Here is a 25,242-nt window from a genome sequence, read left to right on the forward strand (position 1 = left end):
AGGCACCGATATCGGTGATCTTCACTTTTTTTCTCGCGTCCGGAGTCGCAAAGCGAGATGTGTGGGGAATCGAGGTGCTATACTGAGAGCATCGAAGAGGTGATATGACATGAAAAAAATAGTGACAGCTTTAGCAGGAATTGGTCTTGCAAGTGCTTGGTTCATCAACCGATACCCGGTGTTCGGGAAACGACCAAGCCGTGCAGAGCGGCGGAGTTTCGAACGATCAGATCGTTTTGTCGACGGGAAGTTCAAAAATGAGATGGATTTCCAGTTGAAGATGGAATGGGACTCGATGAAAAGTATCTTAAAGGATTACGGGCGAAACATTCCGAATCTGCGTCCTGTCAAAGCGTTACCGACGCTTCCGTATCAGCGACGTCAAGACGATAGTGAAACACCACGTGTCACATGGTTCGGACATTCGGCATTTTTACTCGAACTCGATGGGCAAACGATTTTCTTTGACCCGATGCTCGGGCGCGCACCATCACCGTTCCCGAAACTGGGGGGAGGACGTTTTCAAACGACGCAGACGGTTGATCTCGAACGTTTACCGTTGATTGATGTCGTCGTCTATTCGCATGATCATTATGATCATCTGGATTATCCATCCGTCCTCGCCTTGAAAAATCGAGTCGGTCGCTTCATCGTGCCGCTCGGTGTCGGGAGTCGTCTCCGTGGATGGGGCGTCTCAGCTGAGCGAATCACGGAACTCGACTGGCATGAATCGACACAAGTCGGTGGCATCAAACTGACAGCGGCTCCGTCGCGCCATTATTCAGGGCGAAATGGTCTTGATCAATTTTCAACGCTATGGGCGTCATGGGTCATCGAAGGCTCGCAAAAGGTCTTCTTTAGTGGCGATAGTGGATATGGTCCACACTTTAAAGCAATCGGCGAACAATATGGTCCGTTTGATCTGACGATGATGGAATGTGGGCAGTACGATGTCCGGTGGTCCAATTCGCATATGTTACCGGAACAAACAGTTCAAGCTCATCGAGATGTAAAAGGTCGTGTCCTGATGCCGATTCACTGGTCTGCCTTCATCCTCGCGTTTCATGCCTGGTTCGAACCGGTCGAACGGTTGCTCAAGGAAGCGAAACGCGATGAGATTCCGGTTCTGACACCAATGATCGGGGAGAGTGTGACACCCGAGAGCACGACACGAAAATGGTGGCGGGAAGTGCGTTGAGTAGTTAATTTTTCAATCTAATTCATATGTCTTTACGAAAGAGCGCGGTTTTAAAATCGTGCTCTTTGTTATATCTAGTATAGGAGTGAGAGGATTGCAAGAATATTTCAAAGTGCTAGATGACTTATCAAGTTTTCGAAATAAAAAACAGGTGGATGAATACTATAATTACATAAAAAAAGAATCTAGTAAAAATCGTCATATCACTGAGTTAATCAGATTGAAAAAAGGACGATTTAAAGAGTTCATCGAGGAATTCATTCCAGCTTATACTTTTTCGAAATCAGCTTATTTTCCTGAAGGTGCTCAAATTAAGATTATCATTGGGAACCAAGGATATGATGCATTAATGAAGTTAGAAGATGGTTCAATCGAAAAGCTTGAATTTACATCGTACATAAATGGTCTAAAAGAAGTTGAAGTTGCTAAATCCTTGAACGAAAAGGGGATGTGGAGATCTCGATTAAATAGTTTGGAAACATTAGAGGAGAAACGGACACATTTTTTAGAAGAAACAAAAAAGAACATCGATAAAAAAGCTACAAAAAATTACAGTGATGTAAGTTTAGTTTTTAGTATTCACATCATTGAACTAGAACAAATTCCAGAACATCATGACTATCGTCTGCAGGATAAAGTGAGAGAGTATCTTCAAGAGACAACCTTTAATGCTAAGGAAGTATTTTTAATAATCGATGACGGAGGAAAAACGGAATCGATAGATGATCGTGTCATTCGAATTAAATAAAGCAAACAGCAAGGGAGCTCGATAACCGAAACATATTCGGAATCGAACTCCCTTGCTGTTTGAATGATTCAGGACGAGATGTTCATCCTTGACCCTTACAGGAAAGCGAGGATGATGACATCGTCCGGTCGTACAATACCATTTAGCTCGCCAATCGATCCGCTTGTTTCGCGCGACGTGAGCGAACTTTTTCGATGATTTCGAAACCGAGCACAAGCATCGTTCCGACGAGTAATCCGTTACTGAGGAACGGACGAAGCGTCAAAGGCAGGACTTCCGCGATGACGGTCGATTGCAACAAGATACTGATGCCGATGACAGCACTGATCGCAAACGCATGGCGGCGACGGCTATTCTCCATGTTACTTTCCGCAGACTGCCAAGCAATCAGGAACATGTGCGGCAATGTCGCAAGCAACGCGGCACTCGCGACGCTACGCGGTAAGGTCGCGATGATCCCAATCAAGCTTGGGAAGAACCCGATTAGTGCAATGACGAGTGAGGCAATCAAGAACGGGCGACGTTTCCGGCTTCCCGTTTGCGCGATGAACCCGCTCGTAATGGGTAAAGGAACTGGCACAAGCGTCGAGAACGTAGCAGCGAGTAAATGAATGACACCTTCGATGGATAACCCTTGGTGCAGACGTCCTTGTTTTTGAAGCGTCGCTTCGACGGCGCTTAAAGCGGCAATTAAATTGACGACGAGCAAGATTGCGAATGGAATCGCGACAAGAAATGCACTGCCGTCAAACTGTGGCCATCCGAACGGTAACGCTTGTGGTGGTGCGAACAAACTAGACGACGTAGGAAGCGACGGACGGCTGACGAGCCAACCGACGATGATTCCGATCATCAAGGCAAACGGGCGTAAGCGACTCGGTCCAAATTGGCTGAGTCCGAGCACGAGAAAGAACGTGATGATACCGGCGAGACGTGTTGCTTCGACGGCGAGAACGGCACCGAGCATAACACCTGTCAATTGAATACATAATAAGAGCAAAAACGTTCCGCTGACGAGCGGTGTGAAGACGGGTAATAAGTATTTCGTCCATCCTGTCAAACCGAGAATGATGAGAACGACGCCGGCAATGACGACGGCTGCCATCGCGATCGTAAATGCTGTTTTTGAATCGACTGGTAGTGCGGCGATGACGACGAAGATGCTGACCCATGATCCGGCAGGTCCCGATACGATCGGAAGCCGGTGGCCGAAGGCTCCGTGTAGGAAACAGGCAATCCCGCCTACAAAGAACGACCGTTGGACAAGGGCAGCAGTCTCAACTGATGAGAGGTCGAACAGACTGGCGACGACGATTGGTAAAGCAATCGTGTTCGCGAGTAAAAAGACGATCCACTGGAAGGTAGAAGTCGTTTGTTTCATGAAAAAGCTCCTTTCTTAAACTTCAGATATTCCTGCATCATAGCATATGATTGATGTTATGATTCATATATCTTTATACATGAAAACATATGAAAGAGATGATGAATATGGATTTACGCCAGTACCGCTATTTTTGTGCGGTCGTCGAGGAACAATCCGTCACGCGGGCAGCGGAGCGCTTACGGATGGCACAACCTGCCTTGACGCAGCAAATCCGGCGGATGGAAGAAGAGCTAGGCGTTCGTCTGATTGAGCGGGCAGGACGCGGGATCCGGATTACACCGAGCGGCAACCGCTTATATGAACGAGCGGTTTCTTTGCTGCAGTTCGAGCAGGAGACACGGATGGAAGTGAGCGACATCGAAGCCGGGCGAACAGGGATTTTGCGGATTGGTGTCAACACGTTATCAGCTAGTCGGCTTGTCGACTGGATCGAGCAGATGAAACGACGACATCCCGGCATCATCTTGCAAGTCCACCAAGGAGAATCGAGTGCGCTCATCGAACGGTTGAAAGAGCGGTCGCTTGATGCGGCGTTCGTCCGTCTGCCGATTGATGCGCAAGGGATTTCGATCGAATGGATGGAAGAAGAACCGTTTCATCAAGTCTGGCATCCGGATCACCCGACTGCGGATCTCATCATTCCGAGTCAAGAAGGACTCGGTGTCTTTCAGACGTTAAGTCAACGGCTCGGTGTCGTATCGCAAGAGACGTGTTCCGATGTCTTGACGCTGATTGGACTCGTACGCAGTGGACAGGCGGTGACCGTTTTGCCGGAGAGTACGTTGCGGGAACTGGATATGACAGGGCTGCACCAGACATACCTATCCGGTGCCGCGAGTACGACAGCCTTCGTCTGGTTGACAGAGACGGGACCGACGACACTGACAAAACAATTCATTGAAATCATGAAAGAAACAGCAGAATAATTAAATGGATAGGAAAGAAAGGAACGATCGTATGAAAACGATTCAAGGCACGTATGGGGAAGCAAAGATTTTCACGGATAACGTCGACGACCTGACAATTAAGCAAGTCACAGCTATGTTAGAGGAACAATTTGCGACAGACAGTCGCGTCCGGATCATGCCGGATTGTCATGCTGGAAAAGGATCTGTCATCGGAACGACGATGCATGTGACGGACGAGGTCGTACCGAACCTCGTCGGTGTTGATATCGGTTGCGGCATGTTATGTACACGACTTGCTGAACAAGAACCAATCGATTATGCGGAACTTGACGCGACGATTCAGCGTCTCGTTCCAAGTGGCATGTCGGTACGTCAGCAAGCTCATCCATTGTCCGAACAGGTACCGTTTGATCAAGTGCTTGCACCGTTTAACGAAACACGGGCACGATTATCGATCGGTACGCTTGGTGGAGGGAATCATTTCATCGAACTGAACCAGGATGCAGCAGGACAGCGCTATCTCGTCATTCATTCTGGTAGTCGCAATCTTGGAAAGACGATTGCCGAACATTATCAAGCAGAAGCGGAAACGGCCCGCTTCCAATTTGACGCGGACCGAGTCATCGCCGAATTAAAACAACACGGACGCGAGTCGGATATACAGACGACCTTACAGCAATTGAAGGAAAAACGGTCTACGTTTAACAAAGATTTAGCATCTGTTTCCGGCGAAGCGATGGAGCGTTACCTCCATGATCTTAAGATTGCCCAACGATACGCAGCATTGAACCGTCAGGCGATGACCGAGGTCATTTTCGAGGCGATGGGATGGACGGTAGCGGATCAATTCGATACGATCCACAACTATATCGATCTTGACGCAATGATTCTAAGAAAAGGTGCCATCTCTGCAAAAGCCGGCGAGCGGGCAATCATTCCGATGAACATGCGTGACGGCTCCTTAATCGTCGTCGGAAAAGGCAATCCCGATTGGAACTATTCCGCGCCACATGGAGCAGGTCGTATCATGTCGCGGTCAAAAGCATTCAAAACAGTGGAACTGGATGCGTTCGAAAAGACGATGACCGATGTCTGGTCAAGCTCAGTCGTCGCATCGACACGTGACGAGTCGCCGTTCGTCTATAAACCGATGGACGAAATCATCCGTAACACGAAAGAAACGGTCGATGTCGTCGAGATCATTAAACCGCTGTACAACTTTAAGGCGAAATGATGGAAGGGTATCATCAATTGGGGAGGATATTCTATGAACTATAAGGGGACTATGTTGATTCTGTTTTCAAGTTTGTTTTTGATCGCTGGATGCACGGATGAGGCGGTCACGACGGAACAGAAAAAAGTAGAAGTCAAAACCACTACGCATACGAATCAGAAGACGAATCAGACGAAACACCACAACTTAAATCCAGTTCAGTATGAAAGGCTGTTCAAGCATATGAATGAACACTTGAAGATGGACCAGTTTCAGTTGAAGGAAAGTACGATCGGTGCAGACTTCACGGCTGTCGACCAATCATTGAGTTTTGGTAAGAGACGTTGGTTAACGGTTGACGGAACGATTGACACACCGTCGACACAGGAGACACTTTATTTTGAAAACCAGAAACAAGATACGCAGTTAGCGATTCATTTTGCGTATACGGATCGATACATAGGAAATGATCTGGTTCAGTATCAATCAAACGGTGGTTACGGCGAGCTCATTATCATTAGCTACAAAAACATCCTCATATCCGTACAACAAAATTCATTAAACAAAGTAGATTCTGACACGACACAGGAAGCAGCAAAACAGGTGATCCAGGAATTAAAAAACGTTCCCGTTTAAAACGAGAACGTAAAGAAGACAACTCTGATTTGATTAGACTGCACCATCCGGTAATGTCTCACCTGTCCGGCGAATCGTCGCTCCGAGTTCAGCAGCGATCGCATTGACGGCTTCTGAATCTTCGTTGACTTCACTGATCAAGATGACACCGTAATGGTCGGGATCAATCTGATTCAGCGTCCGGTTGAATAAATCAAACGATTCCCGTTCATTCTTTTCATCCCGGTTCGCACCGATTAAATAACCAGCAACGGAACCGACGAGCATACCGAACGGACCTCCGACGACACCAATCGCCATGCCGATCAATGAGCCTTTAAAGGATTGGTCCTGTTGCGTGAAGTCGATGGCATCGATGAAAGAGAAGCCCTCTGCTTCGTCACGTTTTGCGAGAACCATCTGATCCATCTCGATTTCCTTGATTGCTTCGAGATCCTTAATCATCGCAAAGCCTGTTTTTGCTTTTTCTAAATCACTGAAAATGATTGTCGTAATGACGTGCGTTGCATCGCTTTTATATTTCGCCATAATAAACGCCTCCACAAGAATCGGATATCGTACTACACTTTTTAAGTACCCTGAACATTCTAAATGGAAACGCATGACTGGAAATATGAGAAAAACAGGACAACAGAATAATTTTCTAATATCGGCAATAAGTAAAACTTATCGAAAGTCTTTTGTTCTTTCAAATTGTAACGGAATCCATATTATACTATGATAGAACTGTACAAGTAAGCGGTATCAGGGGCTTGATGTCGTGAACACTTAAAGGGGGAATCACCATGAAGCAAACAGATGTGTCGCAAGATGTCTTTGGCGCACGCCGTTCGTTTGAAGCAAACGGTAAGAATTATCAGTACTATAGTCTTGAAAAATTGGAAGAACTCGGATTGACGGAAGTCAAACGTCTTCCATACTCGATTCGTGTCCTACTCGAGTCAGTACTTCGTCAACAAGATGGTCGTTCGATCACACGTGAACACGTCGAGAACTTGGCGAAATGGGGAACAGCTCAAGTTTCGAACGATGTCGATGTTCCGTTCAAACCGTCACGCGTTATCCTTCAGGATTTCACAGGTGTTCCAACGGTCGTTGACCTCGCGTCACTTCGTAAAGCCATGCAAGATCTCGGTGGAGATCCATCGGTCATCAACCCAGAAGTACCAGTCGACCTCGTCGTTGACCACTCGGTTCAAGTCGATGCTTACGGTTTTGCTGGAGCACTTGCAGAAAACATGGATCTCGAATTCGAACGTAACGAAGAGCGTTACAAATTACTTCGCTGGGCGACATCGGCATTCGATAACTACCGTGCTGTACCACCAGCGACAGGGATCGTCCACCAAGTTAACCTCGAGTACTTGGCATCTGTCGTCCTCGAAAAGGAAACAGCAGACGGTACAGTTGATGTGTACCCGGATACACTCGTCGGAACGGACTCACACACGACGATGATCAACGGTCTTGGCGTCCTCGGTTGGGGAGTCGGTGGGATCGAAGCGGAAGCGGGCATGCTCGGACAGCCATCGTTCTTCCCAGTACCTGAAGTCATCGGTGTACGCATCACAGGTGAGATGCACCCAGGAACGACAGCAACAGACGTTGCACTTCGTGTAACGGAAATGCTCCGTCAAGAGAACGTCGTCGGTAAATTCGTCGAGTTCTTCGGTCCATCACTCCACTTGATGTCACTTTCTGACCGGGCAACAATCGCGAACATGGCGCCAGAATACGGTGCAACATGTGGATTCTTCCCAGTCGACACAGAAACATTGACGTACCTTCGTCTGACAGGTCGCGATGAAGAATTGATCGAAAAAGTCGAGAACTACTCGAAAGCAAACGGTTTGTTCTACACGCCACAAAACGAAGATCCAACATTCACGAAAACAGTCGAACTCGATCTTTCGACGATCGTTCCTGCCCTTGCTGGACCAAAACGTCCACAAGACCGGATCGATTTGACGGATGTTCATACATCATTCAAAAAAGCGTTGACGGCTCCACAAGGAAACGCTGGATTCGGTTTAGCCGAAGAAGAAGCGAACAAAGTCGCTGTCGTTCAGTTCGAAGACGAAGCAGTTGAAATGCGTACTGGTGACGTGGCAATCGCTGCGATCACGAGCTGTACGAACACATCAAACCCATACGTCATGATCGGTGCTGGACTCGTCGCGAAAAAAGCGATCGAACTCGGTCTTTCGGTTCCAAAATACGTCAAGACATCACTTGCGCCAGGATCGAAGGTCGTTACGGATTACCTCGAGAAATCAGGACTCCAAACGTACCTTGACGAACTCGGCTTCAACACGGTCGGTTACGGCTGTACGACATGTATCGGTAACTCCGGTCCGCTCGACCGCGCTGTCGAAGACGCGATCCTCGGTTCAGACTTACTCGTTTCGTCTGTCCTCTCCGGTAACCGTAACTTCGAAGGTCGTGTCCACCCGCTCGTCAAAGCGAACTACTTGGCTTCACCGCCACTCGTCGTCGCGTATGCACTTGCAGGAACAGTCGACGTCGATATCATGAACGCGTCACTCGGAACAGGCAAAGACGGACAAGAAGTCTTCTTCGCTGACATCTGGCCTTCACGTGATGAGATCCAAACGATCATCAACACGGTCGTCACACCAGAAAGCTTCCGTGCAGAATACGATTCAGTCTTCACAGGAAACGAACGTTGGAACAACCTTGACGTGCCAACAGGGGATCAGTACGACTTCGACGGTGAGTCGACGTACATCCAAAACCCACCGTTCTTCGAGAACTTGGCGAAGGAAGCTGGTCAAGTCGAAGCCCTCAACGGACTCCGTGTCTTCGGTAAGTTCGCTGATTCGGTCACGACGGACCACATCTCACCAGCTGGTTCATTCTCGAAAACGACACCAGCCGGTCAATACCTCGTCAATAAAGGGGTTGCACCAAAAGACTTCAACTCATACGGTTCACGTCGTGGTAACCACGAAATCATGATGCGCGGAACGTTCGCGAACATCCGCATCCGTAACCAAGTCGCACCAGGTACAGAAGGTGGCTTCACGACGTACTGGCCAACAGGCGAAACGATGGCGATGTACGATGCTGCGATGAAGTACAAAGAAGATGGCACAGGTCTCGTCATCCTCGCTGGTAAAGATTACGGTATGGGTTCTTCACGTGACTGGGCAGCAAAAGGAACGAACTTGCTCGGCGTCAAAGCCGTCATCGCGGAGAGCTTCGAGCGGATTCACCGTTCAAACCTCGTCATGATGGGTGTTCTTCCACTACAATACGTGGCAGGTACGACAGCTGAAACACTTGGTTTAACAGGTGAAGAAGCAATCAGCATCGCAATCGATGAGTCTGTTCGTCCACGTGACATCGTTAAAGTCACAGCGACAGCGGCAGATGGAAAAGTCACTGAGTTTGAAGCGATCGCTCGCTTCGATTCAGAAGTCGACATCGATTACTACCGTCACGGCGGGATCCTTCCAATGGTCCTTCGTGAGCGTCTCCAACAAGCATAAGTTGTCTAATCAAAGGTGGGGGAAACCCCACCTTTTTTTGACGAGAGGAGGAAAAAGGTGAACCGATTCAAGAAGTGGTTTCAACCGAAGGACGATCAGCCGTTGCCGATGCGTGACGTGACGCTTGATGAAGTCAAACAAGCGACGCATGCCTTTGAATCCGAACTACCGAAAGGAACGAATCGGACAGTGCTTCTAGATAATGAGCAACGCATCGACTTAAAGCAGCTGGAGCCGTATTTGAAAGCACGTTCGACACAAGTGTTTTACATGTCGCGTGAGACATTCACCATCATGGAGGCAAAAGACCGGGAACTTGTCTATGAGATGGATCATGTCCAGGTTGCCGTCGATCGCTATTTTGACCGGGTGAAGAAACTCCCGTTGAAACCGTATAGCAAAACGTTCCAAGTCGACTGCGCGATGTTGTTTCAAGATGGCTATTTGCGTGAAATGCCGCATCATAGCTATTACTTGGTCGATGAGTCGATGATCGTCTCGCTGACGCCGAAGGAAGCATAAACGTAATCAAGGGTGGACCGAATTCATTCGGTTCGCCTTTTTTTGTCGTCCTGACCGTTTTCAGATTTGTTCAAAAGTCTGACGAATTTAGTCAGAAATCGTGAAATCTCGGACAAACCCTTTGTATTCTCCTTATAAAACCGATACGATGATAAGGAATAGAGACTTGAGCTAGGAAGGTGTACATGGCATGACGAAACGAACGAGCACGTGGATTGCAGTAGCAATCGTGGCAATGGCGATCCTCCTTGCCTACAATTTTTATCTCTTGAACAAGACGCAGACCGCAAGCGATGAAAAAGCCGCGACGGTCAAACCGTTTTATACGATGACACGCATCCAATATGTTGAGAAGAAGCTCGCGACGAAAAAAGATGAACTTGAATCACGCACGTATGAAGTCGTCTTTAATGACAAAGGTCATTTCCGGACAGAAGTCGTAGACGGTCCGTCAAAAGGATCGCTTGCGATCTGGAACGGGACGATGTTCCGTGAGTATGATGCGACAGGGAAGTTAGTCAATGAGACGAAAGCGGGCAAAAGTGTCAGTGCGCCGCGCCCATTCCTCTCACGTGGCTTCAACGAACAGATCCTCGCTTTCATCAACAAAGGTGACTTTGGACAAGTCGAGGGAGAAGCGGACATCGCCGGAATGGCAGCGGACGTGTACGTGAAAAAAGAACCGTCCAGCACGGTACCAGAAGAATGGATCAAACAATATCCATCGATCTTCGATAAAGAAAACAACCAAGAACAAGCAACGTATTATGTCGCTTCCGACCGTTCGAAAGTACTCGGTGCGGAGTCACGCAATAACGGTAAATTGTTCTACTCTGTCAAGATGAAGAGTTTTGAAACGATCGATTCGTTCGATCCGGATTGGTTAAAAGCAAAATAAACAAGAAACGGCCGGCGATGACGCTACGAAACGGTAGCGGACAAAGTCGGTTTTTTCGAGACGCAGGAGGTTCAACATGGAAGCATTCTCGAAAGAGGAGATGTTCAATCAAATCAAAGCGTGGGAAGAGGGCGCGAAGGTCGAGGAGGTGCTTGCGCTACGTTATGCTCAAAGTAGCCGCTTGCTTGGAGAGACGGAAGCACTCGTCCGCATCTTGGCGTTACTCGTCGAACATCGCTATATCATGACGGGACGACTGGACGCCTTAGCTGAGAGCTGGATGCAAGAAATCCGTCAGCATGGTCGTTTGCCAGCCCGTCTTGAGCAGTTGTTGACGGAACAACAATTACAAAGTACGTATCAGCGCCTTGTTGCGCATACGTTTCCGACGATTCGCGAGACGGACAATGCGAACGCCAAACGATCAGCGACGAAGGAACTGATTCTCCAGGCAAGCCAAATCGTCGAGGAGACGGAACAAATCGTCGAACTGACGGAACGACTGCGTCGGTTGGATGCCGGACGCTGGACAGAACTGTTCGAGGCTGGAACGGCATTACTACGTTCGAGTGCCACGCTTGAACAGACAGCGCAGACATTCGTCGACAGCCTACAAGAGCGTTTCTATTCCCGGGAAGCGTTTCGCGAGATGACGGAACTGAAAGCGACGACGATCCAGGATCTCAAACGTGTCGTCGCTTTGCTCCCTGTCGAAAGCAAACAAGTCGAACGCTCAGCACTCGAGGAACTTGACGCGATGATTGGTCTCGAAGACATCAAACAACGGGTCCATCATATGTATCGCTTCTTGAAGTATCAACAGAAGCGATCGGAAGATGGCTACCGTTCAAGCGATCAACCATCGCTACACATGATCTTCATGGGTAATCCCGGAACCGGGAAAACAACCCTTGCCCGTCTGATGGCAAAGATCTATCACGAGCTCGGACTTCTCGAACGACCGGAAGTCGTCGAGACGGATCGTTCGTCACTCGTCGGTGCGTTCGTCGGTCAGACGGAAGAACAGGTCATGAGTAAAGTCCGCGAAGCCGTCGGAGGGGTGCTCTTCATCGATGAAGCCTATGCCTTAAAACGTGCCGGACAAAGTGGGAACGATTATGGTCAGGCCGCGATTGATACGCTCGTCGCAGCGATGACGAGTGGGGAATATGCAGGGCGATTTGCGGTCGTGCTTGCTGGATACCCAGAAGAGATGCGTGATTTCCTGAAGGCGAATCCTGGACTCCGGAGCCGTTTCCCGGAATCAAATCATTATCTACTCGCCGACTATACGGATCAGGAGCTGCTCGCCATCGGACGGTCGATCGCGACTGCGAACGATTACGTCTTGACGGAACAAGCAGAGCGGGCGTTGCTCGGTCGTCTGGAACGAGAACGGGTTGACGCCAGTTTCGGAAATGGACGCGCCGTCCGTAATATCGTGCTTGATGCGATCTTCAAGAAGGGATCAAGCCTTGGAGAGAGTGCCAGTCACGAAGACTTTGCCTTACTTGAACAAGAAGACTTCGAGATGGTGCAAGAACCGGATGCAACCGTTGAGGAGCGGATCGCTTCGCTCGTCGGATTGTCTGATCTTAAAGATGAACTCAAACAGATTGAAGCTCTGTTGTCGATGCAAAAACGTCGCCGGGAAGCTGGTTATAAAGTCTTACCGGTCGAACTACATGCGGTCTTTAGCGGCAATAGCGGAACCGGAAAGACGACCGTCGCGCAGCTCTATGCCGATGTCTTACGACAATGCGGTTATTTAAAACGGGGACACTTGAAAGTCGTCAGCCGGGCGGATCTTGTCTCTGGTTACGTCGGACAAACGGCGCAAAAGACGCGAGACGCAATTCGCGATGCGCTGGGTGGTGTCTTATTCATCGATGAAGCGTATGCGTTAAACGGTGGAGCGAACGACTTCGGGAAGGAAGCGATTGATACGCTCGTGGATGAGATGACGAAACATCAAGATAATCTCGTCGTCGTCCTTGCGGGTTACGAGCAACAGATGAACGCTTTGCTTGCGAGTAACCCAGGATTGAAATCACGCTTCAAACGGTCATTCCACTTCCCGAATTACTCGCCAGACGAGTTGATTCAAATCATTGAAGGATACGCAGCGCGGTTCGGATACGAGCTGACGGAGGACGCACGATTGACGCTTACCGAGAAGATTGATGTCGTTCCAAACGGAAACGCACGGGCGGCGATCACGATCGTCGAACAGGCGATCGCGAAGCAGTCGATGCGATTAATTGACAAAGTTAGCTTATCCGGTTCAGAATGGTCCTATCTTGAAAAAGAGGATTTTTAAGGGGGAAGCTACATGCACACGATTGAAATACCTGTCCGCTACGCCGAGACGGACATGATGGGCATCGTCTATCATTCGAATTATCTCGTCTATTTGGAACTCGCACGGACGGAATTGATCCAGTCCTTAGGTCTTGACTATAAGGAAATGGAAGATGCGGGGTATGTCTCCCCGGTCACGAATGTCAATCTCGATTACAAACGCTCGTTGACGTACGGTGATACAGCGGTCGTCACAGTCTGGATTGATCATTACGATGGACTACGGACGATTTATGGCTATACGGTCAAACATCCGGACGGGAAGCTTGCGGTATCTGCGAAGACGACACATGTCGTCGTCAAGAAGGAAAACTTCCGACCGATTCGCTTGCCGAAGGTGTTCCCGAACTGGCACGAAATTTATGAGAAGATGAGCGAGACGGACGCAGCACTCTTAACGGAAGCGTGAAGAGATACATCAAAAGCGGGATCGATTTTTGAATCGATTCCGCTTTTTTTCTTTTTTTCAGTCTGAACAGTAAAAATTAGCACTTGGTACTAACGACCGATGACAAAGTCAGGATCATTTGCGAAAATAAAGAAGCTGAAGTAAGGTAGGGACTTACTCCATCTGTCGGAAGTAGACTCGACGGATGGAACGATTAGCGGTAACATAGAGAAGCATAAAAAGAAGAGGGGTCTTACTCATGAAAAAAATCGTAACCGTCAGTACGTTAGCGCTTCTCCTTGCAGGATGTAATCCTGGGGATCAACAAGCGGATGATACAACGAAAACGGAACAGAAATCAGATGAGACAAAACAATCAAACGACGAAACGAAAAAAGAAGACACAGCAAAAGACACGAACAAAGAAGAAACAAACAAAACAGACGAAACAGCAAAAGACGATACGTCAGAAGAAGCAAAACAAGAAGACAATTCGTCTGATGCGGCAACGCAAGAAGATCAAGAATCTTCAGATGAGACGAAAAAAGAAGAAGAACAAAAAGACGATACACCAGCTTCAGAGAACAAAACAGAGGACAAAAAAGACGAATCGACGGATAAACCGGATAGTTCATCTCAGGATCCAGAACAAGAGAAACCGTCGAAACCAGAAGATGAGACACCAGACGTCGATAAATCAGCAGATGCCAAAGCAGATCTATCACTTGGTAATCTCGTCGTCGTCAATAAGAAATACAGCTTGCCAATCGACTACAAACCATCGGATCTCGTCGTCCCAGACGTCAGCTTCTCATACTCAGGTGTACTTGAGCAGAGCTACATGCGGGCGCCAGCTGCGAAACAGATGGAGAAGATGTTTGCCGCTGCTAAAAAAGAAGGCGTGACATTGAACGCAGTTAGTGGATTCCGTTCAGGCGAACGTCAAAAAGTATTGTATAATAATTATGTCGCACGTGATGGCAAGGCAGCTGCTGATCAATATTCAGCGCGCCCTGGTAACAGTGAACACCAAACAGGTCTTGCTTTTGATATTTCGGCACCAAGCGTTGGTAACGGGTTGACGGCTGCCCTTGGTGATACGAAAGAAGGAAAATGGATTGCGAATAACGCAGCTAAATATGGTTTCATCGTGCGCTACGATCGTGGCTTCCAATCACGGACAGGCTATACGTATGAGCCATGGCACATTCGTTATGTCGGTGTCGATGCCGCGACACAAATTAAAAATAACGGACAGACTCTTGAGGAATATATGAAAGTCGGTCACTAAGAGGTTGGAGGTTGACTATGATTGAAATCATAGGGATTTTAGTTCTTGGCTATCTGCTTGGTTCGATACCGTTCGCACTTCTTGTCGGGAAGTGGGGACATGGGATGGATATTCGCCAACACGGTAGCGGGAATCTCGGAACGACGAATACGTTCCGTGTCTTGGGAAAAAAGGCGGGAATCATCGTATTGATCGGTGATTTCGGAAAAGGAGTCGTCGCAAGTCTCGTTCCAATCTTGATGGGAGCAGATATACATCCGTTGTTTGCTGGACTAGCAGCTGTCATCGGTCACATCTATCCGATCTTCGCGAAGTTCAAAGGCGGAAAGGCAGTTGCGACGTCCGGAGGGATGTTGCTCGTGACGAGCCCTGTTCTGTTCATCTTCCTGCTCGTTTCCTTTTTGACGACACTTCGTCTGAGCCGGATGGTGTCGCTCAGTTCAATCGTGGCAGCAAGTGTCGGAATCGTTGTTTCCATCACGATTGGTGTCTTGACGAACGACTGGATCGTTCCGACGTTCTTTACGGTTCTTGCCTTGTTCGTCATCTTCAAGCACCGCGAGAACATCCAACGGATTCGCCAAGGTACAGAGTCTAAGATTCCACTCTTTGCAAAGAAACCGTCTGAATGAGTCATTAAGACGCATCTACATCTCGTTCATTGAGATGCGGATGCGTCTTTTGTTTGTGGAAAAAGTCGGATAACGGACGAATTCAACGACATTTCATAGGAACTACACGTTTATTTACATCGGATTTACAAGACCTTTACAGATGTTCGATACACTAGAACTAGAACTTGTCTGTGAAGGGGGAAGCGCACGTGTCGTTGTTAGGAGAAGAGCGGAAATCACGCATCATGGAATGGCTGGAAGAGGAAGGGAAAGTCATGACGAAGGATTTGATCGAACGTCTCGATGTCTCGGGAGAAACGGTACGACGCTACTTAGAGGAGCTCGAACGGGAACGGCAGTTGAAGCGCGTCTATGGCGGTGCCATCTATCAAGGAGGAAAACGAGAAACACCGATCTCGCGTCGGACGGATCAGTTGTCTCGCCGTTTAGCGCGTTATGCGAAAGGATGGCTCAGCGATTATTCCTGTATCTTTCTTGGTCGAGGCGAGCCGGTCGAGCATCTGTTGCCGTATTTAACGGGGAACGCGACGATCGTCACGAATTCACTAGTGGTCGCTAGTCACTTGGAGCAGTGCCGCAAGACGGGACCGTTCAAAGGTGAAATTCGGTTACTTGGTGGGACGGTCGATGCCTATGGGCAGACGGTCGGAGTCGAAGTCTTGCAGGCGCTCGATGCCTACGCTTTTGATGCCTGTTTTCTATCGTTTGACGGTGCCGAAATCGAGCGTGGCTTTGTCAGCGATGATATTGAATCCTCGCTGATTCAAAAAGCCGTCATTAGTTGTACGAAAGACGTTTATGCCTTCTTGGCGAATGATGAATTCCAGGGCAATCGTAAATATAAGGTGGCAGAGTTCCGACGTGCGAAGATCGTCCTCAGTCCAGCCTCCTATCCACCATCGTGGGAGATGAAACTGTTCAACGAACGCGTGAACTGGATGGTCGTCTCATGATACACTGATGCGGGAGGGATGTATCATGTTAGAAATCATCGCATCGACCGTAGAAGAAGCGGTCGCAGCAGAACAAGCCGGAGCGGACCGGATCGAGCTCGTTTCCGCATTATCCGAAGGTGGGTTGACGCCGAGCTATGGACTGATTCGTCAAGTCGTCTCGACGGTCGAGATTCCAGTTCACGTCCTCGTTCGACCACATAGTAAGTCGTTCGTCTATTCGAAATCAGACGAAGAAACGATCATCACGGATATCGACTTGATCCGAGAACTCGGTGCTGCCGGGATCGTCGTCGGCTCATTGACCGCAGACGGTCGCGTCGACGAAGGCTTCCTTGGTCGAATCATCAAACATAAAGGGGAACTGTCATTGACGTTCCACCGAGCAATCGACAGTAGTCGCGATATTCTCGAAGCGGCAGAAGTGCTTGCTGATTTTCCAGAAGTCGACCGGATCTTGACGTCGGGTGGTCAAGCGACGGCGGTAGAAGGAAAAGAGACAATCGCGCGCTTGATCGAGGACCATCCGGACTTGATCATCTTACCAGGTTCCGGGATTACGCTTGAGAATGCGGAAGCACTTCTTGAGGCGACGAAGGCATCGGAACTACATGTGGGATCCGCTGTCTTACAAGACGGTATCATTCAAAAAGAACGTGTTGAGGCATTGACGCGACTTCTGCGCTAATCCTATACCGCACGAATCCATTTTTCAAATCTGATGAGATGAGAGAAATGGATTTTTTTGTATGTGTTCGTGACGGATTTTCGACGATTCCGTGACGCGTTTGAAAAGCAGAGCGGGATAACTAGGTTTTTCAACGGGACTACGCTAGAATCAAAGATGGAAATAGTGGAAATGAAGGAGTACGACATGAACCCTAAACAATTAAAACAAGACGCCCTTGGTACACTAAAAGGACGTTGGCTGGTCGGGCTAAGCATCTCGATCATCTACTTCCTTATCTTTGCGCTTGCAGCAAGCCGGATGTCCTTTGACCAAGATGACATCGACAGCATGGTCCGTTTCATCGGACTGAATATGGTCGTAACGATCGTCCTTGCTCCGGTGACGGTTGGACGAACAATCGCTTACTTACGCTTCACACGCGGGGAGTCTGCCGGTATCGGAACGTTATTCGAAGGATTTTCTTCGTTTCGACGTGCTTTTCGAACGATTGCCGCTTACGCGATTGTGACGGTATTGGTGTATGTCGGATCATTTTTGATTTTACCGGCATTGTACTTTTATCTAGCGTATCGCCTCGTCCCGTACATTTTGGTCGACCGACCAGAATTGTCGTTTTGGCAAGTACTTGGCGAGAGCCGTCGGATGATGAAAGGGCATAAGCGTGAATTGATCATGCTTTACTTGAGTTTCATCGGCTGGGGTATCCTCGCACTACTTAGTACTGTGGGTGTCATCTTCTTGACGCCATATTTCGATACGACGATGGCACACTTCTATGAACGCTTGAAACCAACACGTCAATCATCCGTCGAGGGATGAATCAAAAAAGCCTGTACGCTACGTCGACTGACGTAATGTACAGGCTTTTTGCTCATTCTACCGAAGCGCGTGAACGTTCGGCGAGCAACAGATAAAGCGCTTGTGTACCGGAATCGGCGTGACCCAGCTCAGCAAGTTGTTCATATAAATCCTTCGTCAGTGCGAGACCAGGTGTCGCGATGCCCATCTCAGCTCCTCGCTCAAGGGCAAGGCGCATATCCTTGATGAAGTGTTTGACGAAGAAACCAGGTGAGTAGTTTTCAGCGATGACGCGCGGAATCAAGTTCTCAAGACTCCAGCTACCGGCAGAACCAGATTTGATCGTCTCGATGAATTGCGTCGGGTCAATCCCGGACCGCGTGACGAACAACAGCATCTCCGCTGTTCCGATCATCGAGCCGGCAATCGCGATTTGGTTCGCGAGTTTCGCCGATTGTCCTTTACCAGGACCACCGAAGAGTGAAATCGATTTTCCCATCGCTTCGAATAAGGGCTTCGCTTGTGCGAAAGCCGCTTCTTCCCCACCGACGAGAATGGCGAGTGTTCCGTTCTTCGCGCCGAGGTCACCACCTGTGACAGGTGCGTCAAGTGCCTGAAGACCGCGTGCTGCCGCTTCCTTCGCGATTCGTTCTGCAAGAGCCGGACTGGATGTCGTCATGTCAATCAGAATCGTTCCTGGTGCCGCATGATCGAGGATTCCGTCTTCGAAGTAGATCTGCTCGACGTCTTGCGGATAACCGACGATCGAGATGACGACGTCGACATCGGTGACGACGTCTTGAATCGTATCGACGATCTCGACACCATCTGCTTCAAGGACGAGTCCTTTTTCTTTCGTGCGATTATATCCTTTGACTGTAAAACCTGCCTTGCGCAGATTGCGGACCATGCCTTGTCCCATGACACCTAATCCGATGAAACCGACTGTCTTCATACGTGATTCCCCCTTGCACGTTCCGTGCCGATGAATTGTTGCGTTACGAGCTTATTATACAATGGATTGTCGACGACAAGACGATCATGTGTCCCGATGCCGGAAATCCGACCATCTTCAAGGACGATGATTTGATCGGCATGACGAACTGTCGCGAGACGATGGGCGATGACGAACGTCGTCCGTCCGACCATCAATCGCTCGAGTGCTTCCTGAACGACCCGCTCTGACTCGGAATCGAGGCTTGACGTGGCTTCATCCAGTAATAGAATTTCCGGATCTCGGAGGAGTGCACGTGCGATCGCGATCCGTTGGCGTTGACCACCGGACAACTTGACACCCCGTTCTCCGATTTCAGTTGCATACCCCTCCGGAAAACGTTCAATGAACGTATCGGCATTCGCCATCCGTGCAGCCTCCCGGATTTTGTCTTCACTGACGTCTTCCGCAAGACCATAGACGAGATTGTCACGGATCGTTCCTGACAAAACAGGGGAGTCTTGGGCGACATAACCGATCGCTTGGCGCCAAGACGATAGTGTCAAATCAGAGATGGATTGATCTCCGAGTCGAATCTGCCCGGACGTCGGTTGATAGAATCGCTCCAGTATCGCGAATAATGTCGTCTTCCCGGATCCACTCGGACCGACGATCGCTGTCGTCTTGCCGCGTGGTAACGTAAAGCTGACATCCTGTAGGATGGGCGTCTCATTGTATCCGAATGATAGGTGATCGACCGTGACGTCCGTGAACGGACGCGGCGCAACAAGCGCTCCAGGTGCTTCCGGTGTCTCATCGAGAAGCTCGATGATCCGTTCTGTCGCCCCGCGAGCCTTCTGTAACTTCGTGATGAATTCAGTCATCGTCACGAGTGGCGTCATGATTTGGAACAAATAGAGTGAGAAGGCGACGAGTTCACCCGCCGTAATCTGGTTCGTCGCGACGCGGTAGGCACCAAAGCCAATGATCAAGATCAACATCGTCGTTAAGGTGACGTTGAATATTGGCAACAAGAGGGCTTGAATTCGTCCTTCCTTGACGCCATAGCCATAAAGATTCTCAATGCGAGTTTTCCCACGGTCCAACTCATAGGGTTCTGTCGCTTGCGATTTGACGAGTCGGACTTCGCCGAGCATCTCGGCAAAAAAACCGGATAATCCTGCGAGTTCCTTCTGAGTCTCACGGGATATCTTATGAAGCTTCCGCACGAGTGGAATGATGATTAGTAACGTCACGGGTACAGCGATGACCATGACGAGTGTCATCTGCCAGTCGAGGAAGAACAGGATCGTGATTGCTCCGATGATCGAGACGAGCGATGTCAGCAGGCGGACGAGTTGCTCCGACAGCAATTGCTGGAGTGTCGTAGCGTCACTATTGAGCCGAGAGACGAGCTCACCAGATTTCGTCTCATCATAGAACGGAATCGATAAGGTCAACAGGTGTTTCCATAAGAGCGTCCGCAAATTAGCGACGATTCGTTGACCGACGATCTGTAACCAATAGATGGACAAGGCGTTCGCGACGACTTGGACGACGAAGACAATCACGAACAAACTGATCAGCTGCGGAGTCAGTCGATCGACTGTAAAACCATCAATCAACGTCTTTAAGAACCAAGGAATGGCGAGTGCAGCCAGCGCTTGGATGACGGAGACGGAAACGGCAGCGGATAATAATCCGACCGGGGGTTTCGTTTTTTTCAATAACAGGTAAAAAGATTGGAACGTCGCAGCGTTCATTTCAACACATCCTCTCTTTTCCATTGTCCGAAAGAACGAAGAAACGGTCAAATGGAAAACGCGACTTGACAAGAAATCTTTTGGTTTGTGACACTGATAGTGGAAACAACAAGGGAGGATTCAGATGTCTATTTTCGTAGATGCAGACGGATGTCCCGTTGTCGATCTCGTCGTTCGACACCGACAGGGACGTGACGTCTTTTTAGTTTGTGATACAGCACACCAGATGATGCGGGAGGGGGCGACGACGATCACGGTCGGACAAGGACCAGATGCCGTCGATTACGCGATCGTCAATCGGATGAAACGTGGCGATCTCGTCGTGACCCAAGACTACGGTTTAGCAGCACTCGTCTTAGCGCGAGGAGGCTTCGCGATGGACCAAAATGGTCGTCAGTTTACGAACGAGAATATCGATCTATTGCTTCATACACGCCATGTCGGACAACAAATCCGACGAGCGGGTGGACGGACGAAAGGACCGAAAAAACGGACGCGCGATGCGGACCGGGCCTTTGAAGAGGCATTTCGTGCATTATTGCAAAGCAGCATATAAGGAAGACAGTACTCGAACTGTCGATCAAATAGGGACCATGCTATAATTTGTAACAGGAATGAATTTTGAAAGGAGGATACACGTTGAAACGAATCTTACGCGACCACTCGAAGGACCGTCCTTACCGATTGCGCCAAGGAACGGTTCCAGCATCAGCTGAGGCACGACTCACATCACTCGATCAACGTGAAATCAATCGATTACAACAGAATTTACTAGAAGTCGAACTGAAATTGAAGCAACGCAATGAAATCATGGAAGCGTTAGCGACGCAAAATGTCGAAGCGGCCTGTGAGACCGTCCTGACGATCCTGTTGCAACTGCTCGATGTAAAAGAAGGTGCCATCCTCTTGTACCGTCGTGAACAGTTGAATCATTTCGTCGCGCAAGGCATCGACGAGATGGAGCTGATTGAAAAAGATCTTGATCAATATTCGGTCTTACGTCGGGCGTTCGTCATGCGTAAATCGGTTCAATTACCGATTGGCGATCAGTTCGAATCGGCGATTCCCGTCCAATCTCCAAGTAATGGACAAGTCGTCGGGTTACTTTATATTCGTCATGCTTTTCCTCAGTTCAATCTAGAGCAAGTCGGGGACTTACTTGATCTATCACGAAAACTCGGAATGACGCTTGAGCGCCATCTGTTATTCCATCAGATGGAGCATGAAAAGATCAAGACGTATCAGCTACTGGACTCGATTCGGGAAGCTGTCCTATACATCGAGAGTAGTGGGGAACAGATCTATGCGAACCAAGCTTTGTTGAACATGTTTCCACCGAAGCTCGTCAATCAAGCGCAAGGATTCCGCCACGCCTACGAACGGGCGACGTCGCTGTTTGAACATGTCGATCAGCCAGACGCACTCCATGACTACATCGGTCAACTGATGAATGGAGATATTCCGGGAGAAACGATCGAACTATCAGCGTTTCGGGGGAACTTGCTACTCAGTGCTTACGCCGAGCGGATTGCGATCGCAAACGTCGAGTGGGGCATGATGCTCGTCTTACGGGACGTGACGAAAGATAAGGAACTTGATCTCAAGCAGGCAGAATTCGTCTCGATCGTGTCGCACGAGTTGCGGACACCGCTCTCTTCCATCATGGGCTTCACGGAATTATTGATGAAACGAGAAGTGGATCCGAAGCGCCAAAAGCGATATTTGCAGACGATTCATTCAGAAACCGTTCGTTTGGCGGAATTGATCAATGACATCTTGGAAATTCAAAAAGGAGAAGATTCGACGCATGGGACGCAAAAAGAACCGCTTGATGTGAAACAATTGATGTTCGAGATGAAACCGATGTTTGATCTCGCGAGTCGCGCGCATCGCATCAGTGTCCAGTTCGATCCAGGCACCTATACGATTTCAGCAAGCAGTGAAAAGATGAAACAGCTGTTCACGAACTTGATCATGAACGCGATTAAATATTCACCTGAAGGTGGCGCAATCCGGATCAAAGGGTCAAACCAGTCGGATCAATTACGGATTGAGATTTCGGACGAAGGGCTCGGTATACCAGAGAAAGCCCTACCTTATATCTTTGATAAGTTTTACCGAGCAGATAACTCGGATACACGTAAAATCGGTGGAACCGGCTTAGGACTCGCGATTTGTCGCATGATCGTGCTTGATCATGGTGGAGCTATTTCCGTCCAATCAACGGAAGGAGAGGGCAGTACATTCATCATTCAACTCCCGCTCGACGCATGACCGACAATCGACTGAGAAAGGAGGAAGACACGGTGAATAATTCACACATTCGTTATGAAGCATTGCATCCGCTCGTCGAAGAGATTCTTGAAAAACTGAGTGAACGGATTGGCGTCAACACGTTGTTTTTTGCATTAAATGATTCATATAGCAACTTTGTCGTCAAGGCGATCAATCAAGAGCGACGGTTGATCGAAGAAGGCTCGACCCATGTCTTCCAACACGTTCTCTGTAAGCTGGTCGTCGATGAAACGGATGGAAAGGTTTCAATCAGTGAATTGCTCAACGATCCGTTGACGGTCAATCATCCGGTCACGAAAGCGCTGGGGAACGGAAGTTTCATGGGAGTGGCAATCAAGAATGCTGAGAATGAGAAGATCGGGACGTTGTGCGCCTTCGACGATCAACCATTCGACTTCAAGGAGCAGGATATTGCACTTGTGGAACATTACGCTGACATCATTAGTAAATCAATCAACGTTGAAACGTATGTCATCAAAGACGCTTTGACAGATGTCTATAACGAACGCTATATGAATCGTTTAATTTCGAGTGTGACGATTCATCCAGCTTTCTTGATGGTCTTGAACCTCGACCGTTTTCATGCGATCAATGCTACGCACGGTTACCGGATAGGGAATGAAGTGTTGCGTGAAATTGCAAGTCGTCTAAAATATGTACCGTTACCGAATCATGTCGTCGGACGGATGGATGGTAATGAGTTCGTCGTATTGGCAGAACTTGAGCAAGAGCAAGAATTCGAACAGCATGCAATAGACTATGCCCGCATCGTCACGGAAGCGATCGAGCAACCAATCGTTGGTGTCGCGGACGAACCGATTCACGTGACGGCATCGTCTGGTGTCAGTCTCTTGACGGGTGACATGGCGAGTCGTCAGACGCAGATTTATGCAGCGGAAGCTTTGATGCAACAAGTGAAACACGACGGAAAACGACGGACCTCGTTCGTCAATCCAAACCGGCATGCGGAACAGCACCCGTTTGCATCGGTCCTTGAATCAGAGCTGTCGCATGCACTGGAACGGGGGCAGTTCGAACTTTATTACCAATGGATCGTCGATGCGAAACAAGAACATTATGTCGCGGTTGAAGCACTTTTGCGCTGGAACCACCCAGTGCTTGGCTTCGTCAGTCCGACGGATTTCATTCCGATTGCTGAGAAGATGGAGATTTTTCCGGACATTGGTCGATTTACGATCTGTCAGGCAATCTTGGATCAACGCCGGTTAGAAGAAACGTTTGGTCGTAAGATTTCCGTCGCCGTCAATCTATCGGCAAATCAGTTCGAGTCGGATCAACTATTTTCCGAGTTAATTCGACTAACAGAAGAGTCTTACTTCCTGAATGAGCGTCTCATACTTGAAATTCGTGAGGAAGTACTGCAAACACGTCGTCGTTTTGCCATCAAACGCTTGGAACAGTTACGCCAAGCAGGCTATCGTCTGACCGTCGATCATTTCGGCAGTCATTATGCGTCGCTCAATTCGTTGTTACGCTTACCTGTTCAAGCGGTCAAACTCGATCCGATTTTTACACGTCGACTCGTTCAAAATCAGTTGGAGCGCTCGATGATTCGCTCTGTCCATTCCTTGACGTCGACGTTGAACATCGCGCTCGTGATTCAGGAAGTCGAAACACCGTCACAGCTGCAACACATTCAAACGTTAGATGAGTTATTGTATGTGCAAGGATACGAGGTCCATCATCCTCAGCCCATCGATCAACTGCTCGTCGAAGACATCATGCGAGGACGTGCTGAGGTTTAACCGTTCTTCAGTCGGGAATACCTTAAAAGGTGGAACAAGTACATTTTAAGGGGGATGCCAAATGGCTGATCAACACGATAAAGAAACGGATCCAATTACTTCAGGTAACCGAATGACGAAGGATGAGATTGCGGGGCGTGATCCGCAGAACCATGCGGAGGTTTCGGAAAAATCGAAGGATGAAAAAGAATCGAAGCATCCAGATCAAGAAGCAGACAAATCAAGTGAAGAAGCTTCAAGTGAAGAGGCTCCCGATTTGTCCCATGCTTCAGATGAAGATGGGGATGTCCAGCCGTCTGATGATGACAACCAACAAGATAAAGAATGACTAAAATAAGGGCAATCGAC

23 protein-coding genes are annotated in these 25,242 nt (G+C 48.8%); 19 read left to right on the plus strand and 4 right to left on the minus strand.

Features of this window, described 5'->3' with window-relative positions; translation table 11 throughout:
* Window positions 1-109: 109 nt before the first annotated feature.
* Both KNQ03_RS10565 and KNQ03_RS10570 read left to right on the plus strand, forming a co-directional pair.
* Window positions 110-1,198: an MBL fold metallo-hydrolase gene (locus KNQ03_RS10565; protein WP_214724584.1), complete on the plus strand. Its 1,089-nt coding sequence runs from the start codon at window positions 110-112 to the stop codon at window positions 1,196-1,198.
* Between the two features lie 94 nt (window positions 1,199-1,292).
* The gene (locus tag KNQ03_RS10570; protein WP_214724587.1) at window positions 1,293-1,946 is read left to right on the plus strand and encodes a hypothetical protein; all 654 of its coding nucleotides are present in this window, start codon (window positions 1,293-1,295) and stop codon (window positions 1,944-1,946) included.
* Window positions 1,947-2,088: 142 nt separating this feature from the next.
* Here KNQ03_RS10570 and KNQ03_RS10575 read toward each other — a convergent pair whose 3' ends face one another.
* Window positions 2,089-3,327 carry a purine/pyrimidine permease gene (locus KNQ03_RS10575; RefSeq protein WP_214724589.1) on the minus strand — a complete coding sequence of 413 codons (1,239 nt, stop codon included), beginning with the start codon at window positions 3,325-3,327 and terminating at the stop codon, window positions 2,089-2,091.
* A gap of 107 nt (window positions 3,328-3,434) precedes the next feature.
* Between KNQ03_RS10575 and KNQ03_RS10580 the strand changes: the two genes are divergently transcribed.
* From KNQ03_RS10580 to KNQ03_RS10590, 3 genes are read left to right on the plus strand one after another with little or no spacing between them, the layout of a single operon-like run.
* The gene (locus tag KNQ03_RS10580; protein WP_214724591.1) at window positions 3,435-4,256 is read left to right on the plus strand and encodes a LysR family transcriptional regulator; all 822 of its coding nucleotides are present in this window, start codon (window positions 3,435-3,437) and stop codon (window positions 4,254-4,256) included.
* Window positions 4,257-4,287: 31 nt separating this feature from the next.
* A complete protein-coding gene (locus tag KNQ03_RS10585) occupies window positions 4,288-5,472 on the plus strand; it encodes an RtcB family protein (RefSeq protein ID WP_214724593.1) in 1,185 nt (394 codons plus the stop codon).
* A gap of 33 nt (window positions 5,473-5,505) precedes the next feature.
* On the plus strand, window positions 5,506-6,087 hold the full coding sequence (locus KNQ03_RS10590) for a hypothetical protein (RefSeq protein WP_214724594.1): 582 nt from the start codon (window positions 5,506-5,508) through the stop codon (window positions 6,085-6,087).
* Window positions 6,088-6,120: 33 nt separating this feature from the next.
* Here KNQ03_RS10590 and KNQ03_RS10595 read toward each other — a convergent pair whose 3' ends face one another.
* On the minus strand, window positions 6,121-6,615 hold the full coding sequence (locus KNQ03_RS10595) for a hypothetical protein (RefSeq protein WP_133208051.1): 495 nt from the start codon (window positions 6,613-6,615) through the stop codon (window positions 6,121-6,123).
* A 257-nt stretch (window positions 6,616-6,872) separates the two neighbouring features.
* On the opposite strand from KNQ03_RS10595, the gene acnA reads away from it, so the two are divergent.
* The 10 genes from acnA to KNQ03_RS10645 all read left to right on the plus strand — a co-directional run bounded on the left by acnA (window position 6,873) and on the right by KNQ03_RS10645 (window position 18,157).
* Entirely contained in the window at window positions 6,873-9,599 is a 2,727-nt protein-coding gene (gene acnA / locus KNQ03_RS10600) for an aconitate hydratase AcnA (RefSeq protein WP_023467797.1), read from the plus strand.
* A 57-nt stretch (window positions 9,600-9,656) separates the two neighbouring features.
* Entirely contained in the window at window positions 9,657-10,121 is a 465-nt protein-coding gene (locus tag KNQ03_RS10605; protein ID WP_064300184.1) for a DUF3939 domain-containing protein, read from the plus strand.
* Between the two features lie 190 nt (window positions 10,122-10,311).
* Window positions 10,312-11,019, plus strand: coding sequence for a hypothetical protein (locus KNQ03_RS10610; protein WP_214724596.1), 708 nt, complete (start codon window positions 10,312-10,314; stop codon window positions 11,017-11,019).
* 76 nt (window positions 11,020-11,095) lie between these two features.
* On the plus strand, window positions 11,096-13,339 hold the full coding sequence (locus KNQ03_RS10615; protein WP_023467800.1) for an AAA family ATPase: 2,244 nt from the start codon (window positions 11,096-11,098) through the stop codon (window positions 13,337-13,339).
* Between the two features lie 12 nt (window positions 13,340-13,351).
* Window positions 13,352-13,789, plus strand: a complete 438-nt coding sequence (locus KNQ03_RS10620; RefSeq protein ID WP_023467801.1) for an acyl-CoA thioesterase — start codon at window positions 13,352-13,354, stop codon at window positions 13,787-13,789.
* A gap of 238 nt (window positions 13,790-14,027) precedes the next feature.
* Window positions 14,028-15,059: a M15 family metallopeptidase gene (locus tag KNQ03_RS10625; protein WP_149427060.1), complete on the plus strand. Its 1,032-nt coding sequence runs from the start codon at window positions 14,028-14,030 to the stop codon at window positions 15,057-15,059.
* Between the two features lie 17 nt (window positions 15,060-15,076).
* Window positions 15,077-15,691, plus strand: coding sequence for a glycerol-3-phosphate 1-O-acyltransferase PlsY (gene plsY / locus KNQ03_RS10630; RefSeq protein WP_214724598.1), 615 nt, complete (start codon window positions 15,077-15,079; stop codon window positions 15,689-15,691).
* Between the two features lie 191 nt (window positions 15,692-15,882).
* Window positions 15,883-16,647, plus strand: a complete 765-nt coding sequence (locus KNQ03_RS10635; RefSeq protein ID WP_047391234.1) for a DeoR/GlpR family DNA-binding transcription regulator — start codon at window positions 15,883-15,885, stop codon at window positions 16,645-16,647.
* A 25-nt stretch (window positions 16,648-16,672) separates the two neighbouring features.
* On the plus strand, window positions 16,673-17,335 hold the full coding sequence (locus KNQ03_RS10640; RefSeq protein ID WP_214724600.1) for a copper homeostasis protein CutC: 663 nt from the start codon (window positions 16,673-16,675) through the stop codon (window positions 17,333-17,335).
* Between the two features lie 186 nt (window positions 17,336-17,521).
* A complete protein-coding gene (locus KNQ03_RS10645; protein ID WP_050678317.1) occupies window positions 17,522-18,157 on the plus strand; it encodes a DUF975 family protein in 636 nt (211 codons plus the stop codon).
* A gap of 52 nt (window positions 18,158-18,209) precedes the next feature.
* On the opposite strand, the gene KNQ03_RS10650 is transcribed toward KNQ03_RS10645, so the two are convergent.
* Together KNQ03_RS10650 and KNQ03_RS10655 are read right to left on the minus strand one after the other, a co-directional pair.
* Complete coding sequence (locus tag KNQ03_RS10650; RefSeq protein ID WP_023467807.1) at window positions 18,210-19,091, minus strand: NAD(P)-dependent oxidoreductase; 882 nt, start codon at window positions 19,089-19,091, stop codon at window positions 18,210-18,212.
* Window positions 19,088-20,833: an ABC transporter ATP-binding protein gene (locus tag KNQ03_RS10655; protein WP_214724602.1), complete on the minus strand. Its 1,746-nt coding sequence runs from the start codon at window positions 20,831-20,833 to the stop codon at window positions 19,088-19,090. Before KNQ03_RS10655 ends, KNQ03_RS10650 begins: the two co-directional genes overlap by 4 nt.
* A 124-nt stretch (window positions 20,834-20,957) precedes the next feature.
* Between KNQ03_RS10655 and KNQ03_RS10660 the strand changes: the two genes are divergently transcribed.
* The 4 genes from KNQ03_RS10660 (at window position 20,958) to KNQ03_RS10675 (ending at window position 25,222) form a co-directional block, all read left to right on the plus strand.
* Complete coding sequence (locus KNQ03_RS10660; RefSeq protein WP_050678315.1) at window positions 20,958-21,389, plus strand: YaiI/YqxD family protein; 432 nt, start codon at window positions 20,958-20,960, stop codon at window positions 21,387-21,389.
* 83 nt (window positions 21,390-21,472) lie between these two features.
* Window positions 21,473-23,107, plus strand: coding sequence for an ATP-binding protein (locus KNQ03_RS10665; RefSeq protein ID WP_251133333.1), 1,635 nt, complete (start codon window positions 21,473-21,475; stop codon window positions 23,105-23,107).
* A 32-nt stretch (window positions 23,108-23,139) separates the two neighbouring features.
* Window positions 23,140-24,894: an EAL domain-containing protein gene (locus KNQ03_RS10670; protein WP_371743254.1), complete on the plus strand. Its 1,755-nt coding sequence runs from the start codon at window positions 23,140-23,142 to the stop codon at window positions 24,892-24,894.
* Window positions 24,895-24,955: 61 nt separating this feature from the next.
* Entirely contained in the window at window positions 24,956-25,222 is a 267-nt protein-coding gene (locus tag KNQ03_RS10675; protein ID WP_214724604.1) for a hypothetical protein, read from the plus strand.
* Window positions 25,223-25,242: the final 20 nt, after the last annotated feature.

This window comes from Exiguobacterium sp. s143 (genome assembly GCF_018618895.1).
In the GTDB taxonomy this organism is placed as follows: domain Bacteria; phylum Bacillota; class Bacilli; order Exiguobacteriales; family Exiguobacteriaceae; genus Exiguobacterium_A; species Exiguobacterium_A abrahamii.

Bases quoted from the DNA above. Each gene is read 5' to 3' on its own strand.
- KNQ03_RS10590 (WP_214724594.1), top strand. From the start codon at position 5,506: ATGAACTATAAGGGGACTATGTTGATTCTGTTTTCAAGTTTGTTTTTG.
- KNQ03_RS10640 (WP_214724600.1), top strand. From the start codon at position 16,673: ATGTTAGAAATCATCGCATCGACCGTAGAAGAAGCGGTCGCAGCAGAA.
- KNQ03_RS10575 (WP_214724589.1), bottom strand. From the start codon at position 3,327: ATGAAACAAACGACTTCTACCTTCCAGTGGATCGTCTTTTTACTCGCG.
- KNQ03_RS10585 (WP_214724593.1), top strand. From the start codon at position 4,288: ATGAAAACGATTCAAGGCACGTATGGGGAAGCAAAGATTTTCACGGAT.
- KNQ03_RS10595 (WP_133208051.1), bottom strand. From the start codon at position 6,615: ATGGCGAAATATAAAAGCGATGCAACGCACGTCATTACGACAATCATT.
- plsY (WP_214724598.1), top strand. From the start codon at position 15,077: ATGATTGAAATCATAGGGATTTTAGTTCTTGGCTATCTGCTTGGTTCG.
- KNQ03_RS10655 (WP_214724602.1), bottom strand. From the start codon at position 20,833: ATGAACGCTGCGACGTTCCAATCTTTTTACCTGTTATTGAAAAAAACG.
- acnA (WP_023467797.1), top strand. From the start codon at position 6,873: ATGAAGCAAACAGATGTGTCGCAAGATGTCTTTGGCGCACGCCGTTCG.
- KNQ03_RS10645 (WP_050678317.1), top strand. From the start codon at position 17,522: ATGAACCCTAAACAATTAAAACAAGACGCCCTTGGTACACTAAAAGGA.
- KNQ03_RS10565 (WP_214724584.1), top strand. From the start codon at position 110: ATGAAAAAAATAGTGACAGCTTTAGCAGGAATTGGTCTTGCAAGTGCT.
- KNQ03_RS10650 (WP_023467807.1), bottom strand. From the start codon at position 19,091: ATGAAGACAGTCGGTTTCATCGGATTAGGTGTCATGGGACAAGGCATG.
- KNQ03_RS10615 (WP_023467800.1), top strand. From the start codon at position 11,096: ATGGAAGCATTCTCGAAAGAGGAGATGTTCAATCAAATCAAAGCGTGG.
- KNQ03_RS10625 (WP_149427060.1), top strand. From the start codon at position 14,028: ATGAAAAAAATCGTAACCGTCAGTACGTTAGCGCTTCTCCTTGCAGGA.
- KNQ03_RS10675 (WP_214724604.1), top strand. From the start codon at position 24,956: ATGGCTGATCAACACGATAAAGAAACGGATCCAATTACTTCAGGTAAC.
- KNQ03_RS10610 (WP_214724596.1), top strand. From the start codon at position 10,312: ATGACGAAACGAACGAGCACGTGGATTGCAGTAGCAATCGTGGCAATG.
- KNQ03_RS10580 (WP_214724591.1), top strand. From the start codon at position 3,435: ATGGATTTACGCCAGTACCGCTATTTTTGTGCGGTCGTCGAGGAACAA.
- KNQ03_RS10660 (WP_050678315.1), top strand. From the start codon at position 20,958: ATGTCTATTTTCGTAGATGCAGACGGATGTCCCGTTGTCGATCTCGTC.
- KNQ03_RS10620 (WP_023467801.1), top strand. From the start codon at position 13,352: ATGCACACGATTGAAATACCTGTCCGCTACGCCGAGACGGACATGATG.